This is a genomic window from Mesorhizobium sp. WSM4871, assembly GCF_055811295.1.
The window spans coordinates 70,122-84,119 of record NZ_JBVVPU010000010.1; the positions used below are offsets into that span (position 1 = coordinate 70,122).

Sequence of the window (13,998 nt, forward strand, 5' to 3'; positions counted from 1 at the left end):
CTCCCCCTCAAGGGGGGAGATTGGATGTCGCTTCGGCTTTCGCCAATCACCAGCATTGCAAGGTGTGCGGCTCGATCGAAGCTGCCAATCTCCCCCCTTGAGGGGGAGATGTCCGGCAGGACAGAGGGGGGCGCGAAGGATTGAGACCTGTCTCAAGCGGCTACTCAAACCTCTCCGCAATATGATGCTCTTCCGCAAGGTCGGAGAAGCGGGTGAACTCGCCCTGGAAGGCGAGGCTGACCGAGCCGGTGGGCCCATGGCGCTGCTTGGCGACGATGACCTCGGCCTTGCCGCGCATCTCATTCATCTCGTTTTCCCATTTGATGTATTCGTCGGTGCCGGGCTTCGGCTCGCGGTTCTTCAGGTAGTATTCCTCGCGGTAGACGAACATCACCACGTCGGCGTCCTGCTCGATCGAGCCCGATTCGCGAAGGTCCGAGAGTTGCGGGCGCTTGTCGTCGCGGCTTTCGACCTGGCGCGACAGCTGCGACAGCGCGATGATCGGCACCGCAAGCTCCTTGGCCAGCGCCTTCAGCCCGGTGGTGATCTCGGTGATTTCCTGTACGCGGTTCTGCGAGGCCCTGGCGCTCGATCCTTGCATCAGCTGGATATAGTCGATGACGATGACGTCGAGGCCGCGCTGCCGTTTCAGCCGACGCGCGCGCGCCGACAATTGTGCGATGGAAATGCCGCCGGTCTGGTCGATGAACAGCGGGATCTTCTGCATGGTCTGCGAGCAGGCGACCAGCTTCTCGAAATCCATTTCGGAAATCTCACCGCGGCGGATTTTCGACGACGGGATTTCGGTCTGCTCGGAGATGATGCGGGTGGCGAGCTGTTCCGACGACATTTCGAGCGAGAAGAAGCCGACGACGCCGCCATTGGCCGCCTTGAACGAACCGTCGGCCTGCTGCGCCGGCACATAGGCCTCGGCGATGTTGAAAGCCATGTTGGTGGCAAGCGAAGTCTTGCCCATGCCGGGACGGCCGGCGATGATGATCAGGTCGGACGGCTGCAGGCCGCCCATGCGGCGGTCGAGATCGCGCAGGCCCGTGGCGACGCCCGACAAATGCCCGTCGCGCATATAGGCGGCGTTGGCCATGTCGACGGCGGTCTTGACCGCGTCGGTGAAGCTCTCGAAGCCGCCATCGTAGCGGCCGGTCTCGGCCAGCTCGAACAGCCGGCGTTCGGCATCCTCGATCTGCTCGGACGGCGACATGTCCACTGGCGCATCATAGGCGATGTTGACCATGTCCTCGCCGACGGTGATCAGCGCGCGCCGCGTGGCGAGATCGTAAATGGCGCGGCCGTAGTCGGCGGCGTTGACGACGGTGACCGCCTCGACGGCCAGCCGCACGACATATTGCGCCACCGTCATATCGCCGACCTTCTCGTCGGCCGGCAGGAAGGTCTTCAGCGTGATCGGCGTCGCTATCTTGCCCATGCGGATCAGTTCGGCCGCGACCTCGAAGATCTTTCTATGCAACGGCTCGTAGAAATGACCTGACTTCAGAAAGTCCGAGACACGGTAGAAGGCATCGTTGTTGACGAGGATGGCGCCGAGCAGCGCCTGCTCCGCCTCGATATTGTTCGGTGCCTCGCGATAGAGCGGTTGCTCCGCGACGCCGAATTTTCGCGCTGCCTCTGCCATGATGTCCCCGATTTCGATCCCGGTCTCTCGATACCAGAATAGGACGATCAGGATGCTGACCTTTCTGCATCACTGCACAGTCAACCAGCCTTGATGCCCATTGTTCACAGGGACGGCGAACCGTCCACAGGAGAGTGTTTGCGTACCCCGATTCCGGTTGACTCGGAAAGGTGTAAACCCTATCCGACTCGCCAGAACATATCAAGAACAATTCCGATCGCTGGTTGCCGTCGGAGGCTTGGGCAGCAGTCCTATTTTGGTTTGAGGCAAAGAGTCACGAACCGTCCGAGATTAGCCGAAACGTCCGTCAAGTCGTCATCCTATGGCGGAGCAAGGAGCGAAGCGACGCGGCGCAGACCATAGGATCCATGCCGTTACTTATGAGCGCTGCAGCGGTGCAGAAAAGCCTCTGTTCTGCATGGTCTTGACGCTTTGCGCGACGTCACGGCATGGATCCTCGGGTCTGCGCGTCCGCTTCGCTCCCGCTCCGCCCGTGGATGACGAAGTTTCGGCGCTTCGGCCAATCTCCAAAGTAGCGATTCTATCTATCAGTGCGTGGACGATGCGACCTCTCTCGGTGTCGCCGGGTATGCGGCCTATGCCAGCGTATCCCCCCAGTCCGACCGCCGCGCGGCTTTGAACGTCGTGCCGTCGCGCTTGCTGAACAGCCGCTCGCCGGCATGGCCGTCGGGCTGGCAGAGCTTGAGCAGAACCTTGCCGGAACCTGATTTCGGCGGCGCGATCACCCGCGCAGCACGGGATGGGGCAGGGTGCCGCGAGGCGGCGACATAGATGAATTTCTCGTCCTCCCAAGGCACGTCGGCGTCCTTGGCCAGCCGGTGCAGGCGCGAGCGGGCGACGCGACGCGAAAAATGGCACCAGTCGGGCGCGGCGAGCGGGCAGGGCGCCTCATGCGGGCAAGGCGCAAGAACATGCGCGCCGGCCTCGATCAATTGTCGGCGCGCGGCAAGAATGCGTTGCCAACCGGCTGGCGTGCCCGGCTCGATCACCAGAAGCGTGTCGGCGGTGAACTGCCAGAGCCTGTCGACGAGCTTGGGCAGCGACGCCGGCGCGATCTCGTCCAGCACATAGGCACAGGTGACCAGATCGGCCGGCTTGAGCGCGCCAAGGTCGATGGTGATATCGCCGGCCAGCCAGGCAATGCTGGCCGTGATCGCCTCACTGGCAAGAGCCTCGCCGACCCGGCGCACCGCGGCGCTTGCCTCGATCAGCACCGCTTCTTTAAGGTCGGGCCATAGATCGGCCGTGGCCCAAAGCACCGTACCAGGCCCAGCGCCGACATCGAGCAGGGTTTTCGGTGTGTAAGCGGGCCGAGCCTCGCTGACCGCATCCAGGCTGGCGTGGACGGCGGCATAGGTCGCCGGCAGCCGTGTCGCCAGATAGGCCTTCACCGCCATCTCCTCGGCCATATGCAGGCGGCCGTCGCGCAGCTCGGCGCGGTAGCGGTCCGACAGCGTCCTTGCCGCTTGCTTGAGCACAGCCAGCGGCACCTTTTCGAGAAGGCGCTCGACACCTTGCCGAAGTGGAGCAGGCAGTTCCATCACGCCCCCCGAGGCGCGAGCAGGATGACCGAGGCGCCAATGATGCAGAGCGCCGCACCGGCGAGATCCCAGCGGTCGGGGCGCACCCCTTCCACCAGCCACAGCCAGCCCAGCGATGCCGCGATGTAGATGCCGCCATAAGCGGCATAGGCGCGGCCGGCGGCCGACGTGTCGACCAGCGCCAGCAGGAAGCCGAACAAAGCGAGGCAGATGAGGCCCGGCGCCAGCCACAGCGGCGATTTTTCCAGCCGCCACCACGCCCAGAACGAAAAGCAGCCGGCGATCTCGGCAAGTGCGGCGGCGACATAGAGGAGATAGGTCATAAAAAAGGTCTCGCGGTGACGAGACCTTTTTCAGCGTGCAGGCCTGCAATGGCAAGCGGCAATGGCGCAGTCGCCGGATCTATTCCGGATCAGCCACCTTGCGGCGCCGGGCGGGCTTGGCGGCAGGGGCCTTTTCGCGATGCCCCATGTCGCGCATCTCCAGCGCCTTTTCGCATTTGGCCATGTAGTCGCGCGCCATCGGCAGCGTGTCGTTCTTCTTGGCGATCTGGATCTGGAAGATCACCAGATCCTGCCAGCGGAAAGCGGCTTCGGAGGCCGCCAGGTAGAACTCCCACATGCGGCAGAAGCGCTCGTCATAGATCGCCTTGGCCTTGTCGCGATTGGCGGCGAAGCGCTGGCCCCAGTGCTTCAGCGTGTCGGCATAGTGCAGCCGCAGGATCTCGATGTCGGTGACGACAAGTCCCGACTTCTCGATCGCCGGCATCACTTCGGACAGTGACGGGATATAGCCGCCCGGAAAAATATATTTGCGGATGAAGGCGCTGGTCGCCCACGGCACCCCGGAGCGGCCGATCGTGTGCAGCAGCATGACGCCGTCCGGCTTGAGCAGCGTCGCCGACTTGTCGAAGAAGGTGCGGAAATGGTTGACGCCGACATGCTCGAACATGCCGACCGAGACGATGCGGTCGAAACGCTCATTGAGTTCGCGGTAGTCCTTCAGTTCGAAGTGCACCCGGTTTTCCAGGCCTTGCGCATGGGCGCGATCGGTGGCGACGCCATGCTGCTCCGTCGACAGCGTCACGCCCTGCACGTCCACGTCGAACGATTTCGCCAGATAGAGGCCGAGCCCGCCCCAGCCGGAGCCGATGTCGAGCACCGTCTGGCCCGCCTTCAGCCTGAGCTTGGCGGCGATGTGGCGCTTCTTGGCGGCTTGCGCCTCGTCGAGCGTCATGTCCGGCTGCTCGAAATAGGCGCAGGAATACTGCATGTCCTCGTCGAGGAAGAGCCGGTAGAGGTCGCCCGACAAATCGTAGTGGCGCTGCACGTTGCGGCGCGCTCGCGCGGCCGTGTTGATCTGCTGCAGGCGGCGAAAGGCGTGGCGCAGGCCCTCGATCGCCTTCGACCAGGTGGCGTCGATGCCGCCGCTGCCCATGTTCTGGAAGGCGATGCGCATCAGACCCAGAACGCCGCCTTCAAGGATGTCGAGCTCACCGTCCATGTAGGCTTCCGGCACCGCCAGCATCGGATCGAAGGTGATGGCACGCTCGGCGTGCCTGGTCTTGATGTGCATGTGCACCGGCTCGCCGGAACCGTCGCCGAAAATCACTGACAGGCCCTTGGGTCCGGTTACCTTGAGATTGCCGGTACGCACCAGGCGGTCAAGTACGCGCTTCAACAGAATATTCATGACCAAACGTCCCCTCTCGGTCAGACAGGCTGTTCGCGCATGAGATCGCTACCGATTTCGGAAAGGATTATGCGCCCTAGTCAACGTGCCACACGTCCGTTGCGCGTCCAAACGACGCGCGACGCTGTAGTCTGCATCAATATATAGGGGTTCGAAAAGTTCCTTTTGGCACAAAAATGCCCGGGCGAGAGGCCCGGGCATTGGTCCAGAATAACTGGAAGCCGCCAAAATTGATCGGGGCGCCGTTTTGGGGCCCCCCGCAATACGCAATCAGGCGTTGTCTTCCTCGCCTTCGAATTCGGCATTGGGGTCGAAGAAATTTTCCGGCCGCGCATTGTCGTTGATGTCTTCGCCATAGATGGCTTCGGCGGTGGTCAGCGTCTCGCCCTTGGCCTGGCGCTCGGCTTCGTCGGCCGTGCGGGCGATGTTGAGCGTGACGGTGACCTCGACTTCCGGATGCAGCGCGATCGCCACATTGGTAAGGCCGATGGCCTTGATCGGCTGGTTGAGCAGGATCTGGTTGCGGTTGACCGAAAAACCTTCCGCTGTCAGCAGCTCGGCGATGTCGCGGGTCGAAACCGAACCGTAGAGCTGGCCGGTTTCACCGGCCGAACGCACGGCGATGAAGCTCTTGCCGTCGAGCTTTTCGGCAACCTGCGTGGCTTCCGACTTGCGCTCGAGGTTGCGGGCTTCGAGCTGGGCACGCTGTCCCTCGAATTTCTTCTTGTTGGCTTCGTTGGCGCGCAGCGCCTTGCCCTGCGGCAACAGGAAATTACGGGCAAACCCGTCCTTGACCTTGACGGTATCGCCCATCTGGCCGAGGCGGGAAACGCGTTCGAGGAGAATGACTTCCATGGTTTTGTTCCTTTAGGTTAGGCGCGGACGCCGAATTCATCGGAACAGGTCAGGAAGCTTGAGCGCCTTGGCGCTGGTGTCGCTGTCCTGCCTGTCGGCAGTTAGGATTTCTTCCGAAATCCAACTCGGGATTTGACGCTCGAACCGGCTGTGCCCGTCACGGTCGGTGAAAAAAAGCGGGCGGCGAACCGCCCGCTTCTAAAGATTTAGCGAACCACGTAAGGCAGCAGGCCGAGGAAGCGGGCGCGCTTGATCGCCTTGGCGAGCTCGCGCTGCTTCTTCTGGCTGACGGCGGTGATGCGCGACGGCACGATCTTGCCGCGCTCGGAAATGTAGCGCTGCAAAAGACGAACGTCCTTGTAGTCGATCTTGGGCGCGTTGGCGCCGGAGAACGGGCAGGTCTTGCGGCGACGGTGGAACGGGCGCCGGGTCGGGATCTGATTGATGTCGACCATTATTCTGCACCCCCTTCAATGCTGCGTGGCGGACGGTCGCCGCGGTCGCGGTCGCCGAAGCTGCGCGGCGGACGATCGCCACGGTCGCCGCGATCGCGGTCGCCGAATGAGCGCGGGCCGCGATCACGGTCGCCGAAGCCGCCGCGCTCCGAGCGCTCTTCGCGCTTCTGCATCATCGCCGACGGGCCTTCCTCATGCGCATCGACCTTGATGGTGAGGAAACGCAGCACGTCCTCGGACAGGCCCATCTGGCGCTCCATCTCGTTGAGCGCGGCCGGCGGGCAGGTGATGTCCATCAGCGTGTAGTAGGCCTTCCGGTTCTTGTTGACCCGGTAGGTGAGGGACTTCAGTCCCCAGTTCTCGACCCGGCCGACGGACCCGCCATTTGCTGAGATGACGCCCTTGTACTGTTCGACAAGCGCATCGACCTGCTGCTGCGAGAGGTCCTGCCGGGCAAGAAACACATGTTCGTAGAGAGCCATATAGTTCTTTGCCTTTCTTCGTTTCTCTCCCGGTTCCCGGCGGCAAAAGCCTCTGCAACTTCTCTGACCCGCTGGAGCGGGGAAGAAAGGAGCATCACGAGACGGTCGAGAGCGGAGACACGGGAGGCGGAAGCGCTTCTGGCTTCACGCGAAGGTTTTCGAAAAAACCTCCGGCCCTCCGTTCAGCCCCCAGCAAGGACCGGCAGATTGCGGGCGTCTATACAGCAATCCGGCCGGAAGGCAAGGGCAAGCGGAAAATCGGCCGCTGCGCGGACGGTATGGCGCTCAGCTCGTATGCGGGCCGAGCTTGTTCACCGTTTCGGGGAAGAAGTCGGGCGCCGCGCGCCGTTTGCCGAACATCATATCGTACTGCAGCAGGCGGAAATTGTTGATGGCCGGGTCGATGTTCTTCTGCCGTGCCCAGTCGGGGACGGCTTCGCCCGTCGGCGTCAGCAACAAATTGCGGTCGACGACGCGGTAGCGCTCTCGCATCTGGCCAAGGAAGCCGGTGTAGTAGGGATGGCTGATCCCGGCGGTCGTCAGGATATGATAGGGCAGAAAGGCTGGGCTCACCGCGCCCATGTCCTCGGCCGGACCCGTGCGATTCGACCAGACGACCAGCGGCGTCTGGTGATGCTGCAGCATCTGGTCGGCCGCCTCCTTGCGCGGCGCGACATTGTCCTTCATGAAGCCGGTCTCGACATAGACCGGGCCAAGCGGCGGCAGATGGTCGCCGAAGAAGGCGATGACCGTGGGCCGCTCGCGTTTCTTGGCCCATTCTATGAGGCGCTCAAGGCCGCGGTCCGCGTCCGAAGAGCCTTCCGTGTAGCTCAACAGCGATTCACGCGCCCACTGGCTGATCGGGGCCTGCACCTTGTGGGTCGGATTGTAGTAGCGATAGGGTTCGTAGGGCCCGTGGTTCTGCAGGCTGACGGCGAAGAAGAAGACAGGATCGGCGCTGGCGTCGGCCTCGCGGATGATCTCGTCGGTCATCGACGCGTCCGATGCCAGCGGCCCGCGCTTTTGCATCGGCGGCAAAGTCTCTTCCGACTTGAAGTCGTTGAAGCCGAAATCGGCGTAGACCGCGCCCCGGTTCCAGAACCAGTTGGTGCCGGGATGGATGGCGCGTGCCCGGTAGCCTTCGCTTTTCAGGAAGGTCGCCAGCGAGGGCGTCGGCGAGCGCACATATTGCTGGTAGGGAATGCTGCCTGCCGGCAGGAAGGCGTTGGAAAAGCCGGTCAGCGCCTCGAACTCGATGTTGGCGGTCATGCCGCCGAATTCCGGCGAGAACATGTAGCCCGAGCGCAACGCTCGTACATTGGGGATCGGGTCGGGCGTGATGGTGACGCCCGGCAGCTTGGTCGGATCCCAGAAGGATTCGCTCATGACGACGATGATGTCCGGCTTCTCTGTCGGCATCGTGGCCTTCACACCGGGCCTGTCGATCGCCGCGATCGCCTTGTCGGAATAGCCTGCCGGCGCCGAGACATGCGCCATCGGCACATTGAGCGCGAAGGCAAGCGCGAAGCCGTTGGAAGCGTAATTCTCCTTCTGGTCCCACATGATCGGGATGATCTGCAGCCGGTCGCGGGTCCACGAGAAGGTGGCATAATCCATGATCGAGACGAAAAAGGCGAGCAGTGGCACCGTCAGCGCCAACCGGGCGAGGCGGCCCTTGTGGCTGAGTGCCGGCACCCGCCGGCGCCATAGCCGCCAGCCATAGACGAGCAGCGACAGGCCGCCGATGATGCCGACCGCCATGGCGATGGCGGTTCCCGGGCGATCGCGCACCAGAAGCGGCATCAGCGCCACGATCTGGCGCGAATAGAGGAAATCGGTCGGATAGAGCGGGTCGCCGAGATAATGCGATTTCTGATGGCCGACGAAGGCCAGCGCCAGCGCCAGCGGCGCGACGATCATCAGGCTCTGGTGGCTGCGGCCGAGCACGGCGTCGAGGCCGACCAGCACCAGCGCGAAGATGATGATGGTGGTCCAGCCCGGCTTGAATGGCTGCAGGAAGAAGGAAACGGTGCCGGCGAAATCGCCGCGCACGATCAATTCGATCGCAAACACCAGGATGGTGGCGGCGAGCAGGCTGGCCAGGCCATAGCGGATAACCGGCCCTTTCCGCCCCGGCAGATAGCCGGTGGACGGATCGCCTTCCAGAAACTGTGGCGCAGCCTTGCCCGCGCTCTTCCTAATCCTTGCCACCTTGATCTTTCCCCGGCCCGTAACATTAGCTTCACTGAAATGTCATCGTACTGTCACGAAAAGCTAGCGCCTGTGGCGAAAATAAGAAGAGCCAGCAAACGATTCGTGAGCGATTTTCATCATGAGTGATCGCCAAAAAGCCTTTTGGAACAGGCGCTCGGCCGCCTCCGTTGTGCCGAAACCGGCGCGGATCGGCCCATCGCGGGCTTGACTTGCCCGGCCGCCTTGGTCACAGGCAGGGAAAACCAGCCTCTGGGAGCCGCATATGGCCGTTGCATTCACCTTTCCGGGACAGGGCAGCCAAGCTGTCGGCATGGGTAAGGATCTCGCCGAAGCATTTCCGGAATCGCGGAAGATCTTCGAAGAGGTCGACGACGCGCTCGGCGAAAACCTGTCGAGGCTGATCTGGGAGGGGCCGGAAGAAACGCTGACGCTTACCGCCAATGCGCAGCCGGCGCTGATGGCGGTCTCGCTTGCCGCGATCCGGGCGCTGGAATCGCGCGGCTTCTCGCTGAAGGACAAGGTCGCCTATGTCGCCGGACATTCGCTCGGCGAATATTCGGCACTTGCCGCCGCCGGTTTCGTTTCGATCGCCGACGCCGCCCGGCTGCTGCGCATCCGCGGCAACGCCATGCAGGCGGCGGTGCCGCCCGGCGAGGGCGCCATGGCGGCGATCATCGGGCTGGAACAGGCTGACGTCGAAGCCGCCTGCGCAGAGGCGTCCAGCGGGTCAGTCTGCCAGATCGCCAACGACAATGGCGGTGGCCAACTCGTCATCTCCGGCGCCAGGTCCGGGGTCGAACTGGCGGCAAGACTATGCACGGAAAAAGGCGCCAAGCGGGTACTGATGCTGCAGGTCTCGGCGCCTTTCCATTCGGCGCTGATGAAGCCGGCGGCCGAGATCATGCGCGAGGCGCTGGCCGGGGTGGCGAAAGCCGCGCCCGTGGTTCCCATCATCTCCAACGTCACTGTCACCCCGACCAGCGATCCGGACGAGATCGCCCGGCGTCTGGTCGAGCAGGTTGTCGCCCGTGTGCGCTGGCGCGAGACGGTGGAATGGTTCGGCGCCAACGGCGTTACAACGCTCTATGAAATAGGCGCCGGCAAGGTGCTGTCGGGACTGGCGCGCCGCATCAACCGCGACATCACCACCGGCGCTATCGGCACGGCGGCTGATGTCGAGGCGACGCTGGCGGCGCTGGCATAATCCGCTGGCGATTTGGACGCACCCGTGTGAAGGGTGCTCTCTGAAGATCGGGAGACAAAAAATGTTCGAACTGACTGGCCGCAAGGCGCTCGTCACCGGCGCATCGGGGGGCATCGGCGAGGCGATCGCCAGGGTGCTGCATGCGCAAGGCGCCATCGTTGGCCTGCATGGCACCCGTATCGAGAAACTCGAGGCGCTGGCCGCCGAACTCGGCGACCGGGTCAAACTGTTTCCAGCCAATCTTTCGAACCGGGACGAGGTCAAGGCGCTCGGCCAGAAGGCAGAGGCCGATCTCGAAGGCATCGACATTCTCGTCAACAATGCCGGCATCACCAAGGACGGGCTGTTCGTGCGCATGGCGGACGCCGACTGGGACAGCGTGCTCGAGGTCAACCTGACCGCCGTGTTCCGGCTGACCCGCGAACTCACCCATCCGATGATGCGCCGCCGGCACGGCCGCATCATCAACATCACCTCGGTCGTCGGCGTCACCGGCAATCCAGGCCAGGCCAATTACTGCGCCTCCAAGGCCGGCATGATCGGTTTTTCCAAGTCGCTGGCGCAGGAGATCGCCACCCGCAACATCACCGTCAATTGCGTCGCGCCGGGCTTCATCGAATCGGCGATGACCGACAAGCTCAACGACAAGCAGAAAGAGGCGATCATGGCGGCAATCCCGACACGGCGCATGGGCACCAGCGCCGAAGTCGCTTCCGCCGTAGCCTACCTTGCTTCCAACGAGGCAGCCTACGTCACCGGTCAGACCATCCATGTTAACGGTGGCATGGCGATGATCTAACAGTTGCGGGAAAACCCCCCATTTCGGCTTGGACCTAAGCCATTTTTCGTGTAATGCGGCCCGCAACCCGGCGGTTCGGGCAAAAACCGGCCCGGTGGCGTTGCGTATCCGCCGGGACCATCTTTCAGCTTGATTAGCGGCATTCCGCCCGCTAACGAAGACAGACAAACAAAAGACGAGGATGCCCAAATGAGTGACACCGCAGAGCGCGTCAAGAAGATCGTCATCGAACACCTTGGCGTCGATGCCGACAAGGTGACGGAGCAGGCGAGCTTCATCGATGATCTGGGCGCGGACAGTCTCGACACGGTCGAACTCGTCATGGCGTTCGAAGAAGAGTTCGGCGTCGAAATTCCCGACGATGCGGCCGAGACCATCCTGACCGTGGGCGATGCCGTGAAGTACATCGACAAGGCCTCGGCCTGAAGCTTTCCGCAGGCATCACCTTGGAGCACCTGCGATGAGGCGTGTCGTCGTCACGGGCCTGGGGCTGCTTTCGCCGTTCGGCATGGGCTTCGAGCATAGCTGGAAGGAACTCCTGACCGGCCGCAGCGCCGCCAAGCGCATCACCGAGTTCGAAGTGGAGGATCTTGCCTGCAAGATCGCCCACGTCATTCCGCGTGGCAACGGCGAGAACGCCACCTTCAATCCGGAGGCCGTTCTCGAGCCGAAGGAACTGCGCAAGATCGGCGACTTCATCCTCTACGGGATCGCGGCCGCCGACGAGGCGCTGAAGGACTCCGGCTGGACGCCGAAGACGCATGAGGAGCAGTGTGCCACCGGCGTGCTGATCGGTTCCGGGATTGGCGGCATCGAAGGCATCGCCGAGAACGCGATGATTCTCAAGGAGCGCGGTCCGCGCCGCATCAGCCCGTTCTTCATCCCCGGCCAGATCATCAATCTCGTCTCCGGCCAGGTCTCGATCCGGCATGGGCTGAAAGGCCCCAACCACGCCGTGGTCACCGCTTGCTCCACTGGCGCCCATGCCATCGGCGATGCCGCCCGGCTGATCATGTGGGGCGATGCCGACGTCATGGTCGCGGGCGGCGCCGAGGCACCGGTGACGCGGCTTTCGCTCGCCGGCTTCGCCGCTTGCCGGGCGCTGTCCACCGAGCGCAACGACGCTCCGCAAACGGCCTCGCGCCCTTATGATCGCGACCGTGACGGCTTCGTCATGGGCGAGGGCGCCGGCGTCGTCGTGCTGGAAGCCCTCGAACATGCCGAGGCGCGCGGCGCCAGGATCTATGCCGAGGTCACCGGTTACGGCCTGACCGGCGATGCCTATCACATCACAGCACCCGCCGAAGACGGCGACGGCGCCTTCCGCTGCATGACGGCGGCGCTGAAACGGGCCAGGCTGACGCCCGCCGATGTCGACTACATCAACGCGCACGGCACTTCGACCATGGCCGATACGATCGAACTCGGCGCCGTCGAGCGTCTGGTCGGCAATGCCGCGTCGAAAATATCGATGTCGTCGACCAAGTCGTCGATCGGCCATCTTCTGGGAGCGGCCGGTGCGGCCGAGGCGATCTTTTCGATCCTCGCCATCCGCGACAACATCGCGCCGGCCACCATCAACCTCGACAATCCCGAGCGCGAAACGGCGATCGACCTGGTGCCGAACCAACCGCGTGCCCGCCAGATCGACGTGGCGCTGTCCAATTCCTTCGGTTTCGGCGGCACCAACGCCTCGCTGGTCTTCCAGCGCTACAATGGCTGACCTGTGCGCCGACCGGCACGGCACGCGCATATCGTCAATTTTGCCATATTCGCCCCTACTCTGCCCAAGGGGATTCGCTGCAAGATCAAAGGGTAGGGCGCCATGAACACAAATTCGGCGGACAACGGGGAATTAGGGCAGCGGCCCGTACCGCCAGCCCCGATCGTGCCGAAAACGGCCAGCGAGGCATTGCGGCCTGAAGCCGGCACGCCGCCGCCCAAGCGCTCGCGCGCCTCGCGCAGCCAGTTCGTCGTGTTCATGAACTTCGTCATCTCCTCGATCATGCTGGTGGTTCTGGCAGCCGGCGTTGCCCTGTATTTCGGCAAGCAGGAGTTCAACGAGCCCGGCCCGTCGGCCAATGGCGATACATTCCCGGTCAAACCGAATTCCGGCGTCCAGGACATCGCCGAACAGCTCGAGCGGCGCGGGTTGATCAGCGATGCCCGCATCTTCCGCCTTGGCGTGCGCGCCTATGGCAACGATTCTGCGCTGAAGGCTGGCGAATACGAGATCAAGCCGCGCGCTTCCATGCACGACATCATGGAGTTGCTGAAGAGCGGCAAGTCGGTGATGTATTCGCTGACCATCCCGGAGGGACTGACGGTCGAGCAGGCGCTGCAGCGCATAGCCGACCAAAGCGGGCTGGCCGGCGATATGCCGGCAACCGTTCCGCCCGAGGGCAGCCTCGCCACCGACACGCTGCGCTTCACGCGTGGCGCGACACGCCAGCAAATGGTCGACAAATTGCTGGCTGACCAGAAGAAGCTGGTCGACGATGTCTGGCAGCGGCGTGCCCCCGACCTGCCTCTGGCCAATGTTGAGGACTTCGTCATCCTGGCCTCGATCGTCGAGAAGGAGACGGGCAAGGGCGATGAACGCTCGCGGGTCGCTGCCGTTTTCCTCAACCGGTTGGCCAAAGGCATGCGGCTGCAGTCGGATCCGACCATCATCTATGGCCTGTTTGGCGGAAAGGGCAAACCCGCCGATCGCCCGATCTACCAGTCGGACATCAAGAAGCCGACGCCCTACAACACCTATCTGATCAATGGCCTGCCGCCGACGCCGATCGCCAATCCCGGCCGCGCCTCACTGGAGGCCGTGGCCAATCCGTCGAAGACCGCAGACCTTTATTTCGTTGCCGACGGCACCGGCGGCCACGTTTTTGCCGCGACGCTTGCCGAGCACAATGAAAACGTCGCTCGCTACCGGGCACTGCAGAAGAAGCAGGTCGAGGACGCCGCCAAGGCCGGTGACGCCAAGGTGGAAGGTCAAACCGATGCTCCGGTGGAAGGCGGCGACGCCGATGGCGATGCGGGTACCGCTCAGTAGCCCGGACATTTGAAATCGCGCCCCGCGGCAAG

13 protein-coding genes are annotated in these 13,998 nt (G+C 63.3%); 5 read left to right on the forward strand and 8 right to left on the reverse strand.

The features are described 5' to 3' along the window. Positions 1–160: 160 nt before the first annotated feature. The 8 genes from AC0L2H_RS20885 to AC0L2H_RS20920 form a co-directional block, all read right to left on the reverse strand. The gene (locus tag AC0L2H_RS20885; RefSeq protein ID WP_107652070.1) at positions 161–1,651 is read right to left on the reverse strand and encodes a replicative DNA helicase; all 1,491 of its coding nucleotides are present in this window, start codon (positions 1,649–1,651) and stop codon (positions 161–163) included. A gap of 596 nt (positions 1,652–2,247) precedes the next feature. After that, positions 2,248–3,213 carry a small ribosomal subunit Rsm22 family protein gene (locus AC0L2H_RS20890; protein ID WP_473591983.1) on the reverse strand — a complete coding sequence of 322 codons (966 nt, stop codon included), beginning with the start codon at positions 3,211–3,213 and terminating at the stop codon, positions 2,248–2,250. Further along, positions 3,213–3,536 (reverse strand): YnfA family protein, encoded by a 324-nt coding sequence (locus tag AC0L2H_RS20895; RefSeq protein WP_473591984.1) that lies wholly within the window; start codon positions 3,534–3,536, stop codon positions 3,213–3,215. Before AC0L2H_RS20895 ends, AC0L2H_RS20890 begins: the two co-directional genes overlap by 1 nt. Before the next feature lie 79 nt (positions 3,537–3,615). Continuing rightward, complete coding sequence (locus tag AC0L2H_RS20900; RefSeq protein WP_473591985.1) at positions 3,616–4,905, reverse strand: class I SAM-dependent methyltransferase; 1,290 nt, start codon at positions 4,903–4,905, stop codon at positions 3,616–3,618. Between the two features lie 270 nt (positions 4,906–5,175). Then, positions 5,176–5,760: a 50S ribosomal protein L9 gene (rplI, locus tag AC0L2H_RS20905; RefSeq protein ID WP_473591986.1), complete on the reverse strand. Its 585-nt coding sequence runs from the start codon at positions 5,758–5,760 to the stop codon at positions 5,176–5,178. Between the two features lie 206 nt (positions 5,761–5,966). Continuing rightward, entirely contained in the window at positions 5,967–6,215 is a 249-nt protein-coding gene (gene rpsR, locus AC0L2H_RS20910) for a 30S ribosomal protein S18 (RefSeq protein WP_006203718.1), read from the reverse strand. Continuing rightward, positions 6,215–6,697 (reverse strand): 30S ribosomal protein S6, encoded by a 483-nt coding sequence (gene rpsF, locus AC0L2H_RS20915; protein ID WP_097573413.1) that lies wholly within the window; start codon positions 6,695–6,697, stop codon positions 6,215–6,217. Before rpsF ends, rpsR begins: the two co-directional genes overlap by 1 nt. 285 nt (positions 6,698–6,982) lie before the next feature. After that, positions 6,983–8,908 carry an LTA synthase family protein gene (locus AC0L2H_RS20920; RefSeq protein WP_473591987.1) on the reverse strand — a complete coding sequence of 642 codons (1,926 nt, stop codon included), beginning with the start codon at positions 8,906–8,908 and terminating at the stop codon, positions 6,983–6,985. 265 nt (positions 8,909–9,173) lie between these two features. On the opposite strand from AC0L2H_RS20920, the gene fabD reads away from it, so the two are divergent. From fabD to mltG, 5 genes are all read left to right on the forward strand, one after another. Then, complete coding sequence (gene fabD, locus AC0L2H_RS20925) at positions 9,174–10,115, forward strand: ACP S-malonyltransferase (RefSeq protein WP_473591988.1); 942 nt, start codon at positions 9,174–9,176, stop codon at positions 10,113–10,115. Between the two features lie 61 nt (positions 10,116–10,176). After that, the gene (gene fabG / locus AC0L2H_RS20930) at positions 10,177–10,914 is read left to right on the forward strand and encodes a 3-oxoacyl-[acyl-carrier-protein] reductase (RefSeq protein ID WP_473591989.1); all 738 of its coding nucleotides are present in this window, start codon (positions 10,177–10,179) and stop codon (positions 10,912–10,914) included. 189 nt (positions 10,915–11,103) lie between these two features. Further along, positions 11,104–11,340 (forward strand): acyl carrier protein, encoded by a 237-nt coding sequence (locus tag AC0L2H_RS20935; RefSeq protein WP_006203723.1) that lies wholly within the window; start codon positions 11,104–11,106, stop codon positions 11,338–11,340. Between the two features lie 34 nt (positions 11,341–11,374). Further along, positions 11,375–12,637 (forward strand): beta-ketoacyl-ACP synthase II, encoded by a 1,263-nt coding sequence (fabF, locus tag AC0L2H_RS20940; RefSeq protein ID WP_473591990.1) that lies wholly within the window; start codon positions 11,375–11,377, stop codon positions 12,635–12,637. 102 nt (positions 12,638–12,739) lie between these two features. After that, complete coding sequence (gene mltG, locus AC0L2H_RS20945; RefSeq protein ID WP_473591991.1) at positions 12,740–13,966, forward strand: endolytic transglycosylase MltG; 1,227 nt, start codon at positions 12,740–12,742, stop codon at positions 13,964–13,966. The last annotated feature ends 32 nt before the right edge of the window (positions 13,967–13,998 follow it).

What these genes read in the sequence shown, in the direction of transcription:
- mltG (WP_473591991.1), top strand. Translation starts at nt 12,740, where the DNA reads ATGAACACAAATTCGGCGGACAACGGGGAATTAGGGCAGCGGCCCGTA.
- rpsR (WP_006203718.1), bottom strand. Translation starts at nt 6,215, where the DNA reads ATGGTCGACATCAATCAGATCCCGACCCGGCGCCCGTTCCACCGTCGC.
- AC0L2H_RS20885 (WP_107652070.1), bottom strand. Translation starts at nt 1,651, where the DNA reads ATGGCAGAGGCAGCGCGAAAATTCGGCGTCGCGGAGCAACCGCTCTAT.
- AC0L2H_RS20890 (WP_473591983.1), bottom strand. Translation starts at nt 3,213, where the DNA reads ATGGAACTGCCTGCTCCACTTCGGCAAGGTGTCGAGCGCCTTCTCGAA.
- fabG (WP_473591989.1), top strand. Translation starts at nt 10,177, where the DNA reads ATGTTCGAACTGACTGGCCGCAAGGCGCTCGTCACCGGCGCATCGGGG.
- fabD (WP_473591988.1), top strand. Translation starts at nt 9,174, where the DNA reads ATGGCCGTTGCATTCACCTTTCCGGGACAGGGCAGCCAAGCTGTCGGC.
- AC0L2H_RS20895 (WP_473591984.1), bottom strand. Translation starts at nt 3,536, where the DNA reads ATGACCTATCTCCTCTATGTCGCCGCCGCACTTGCCGAGATCGCCGGC.
- fabF (WP_473591990.1), top strand. Translation starts at nt 11,375, where the DNA reads ATGAGGCGTGTCGTCGTCACGGGCCTGGGGCTGCTTTCGCCGTTCGGC.
- AC0L2H_RS20900 (WP_473591985.1), bottom strand. Translation starts at nt 4,905, where the DNA reads ATGAATATTCTGTTGAAGCGCGTACTTGACCGCCTGGTGCGTACCGGC.
- rplI (WP_473591986.1), bottom strand. Translation starts at nt 5,760, where the DNA reads ATGGAAGTCATTCTCCTCGAACGCGTTTCCCGCCTCGGCCAGATGGGC.
- AC0L2H_RS20935 (WP_006203723.1), top strand. Translation starts at nt 11,104, where the DNA reads ATGAGTGACACCGCAGAGCGCGTCAAGAAGATCGTCATCGAACACCTT.
- rpsF (WP_097573413.1), bottom strand. Translation starts at nt 6,697, where the DNA reads ATGGCTCTCTACGAACATGTGTTTCTTGCCCGGCAGGACCTCTCGCAG.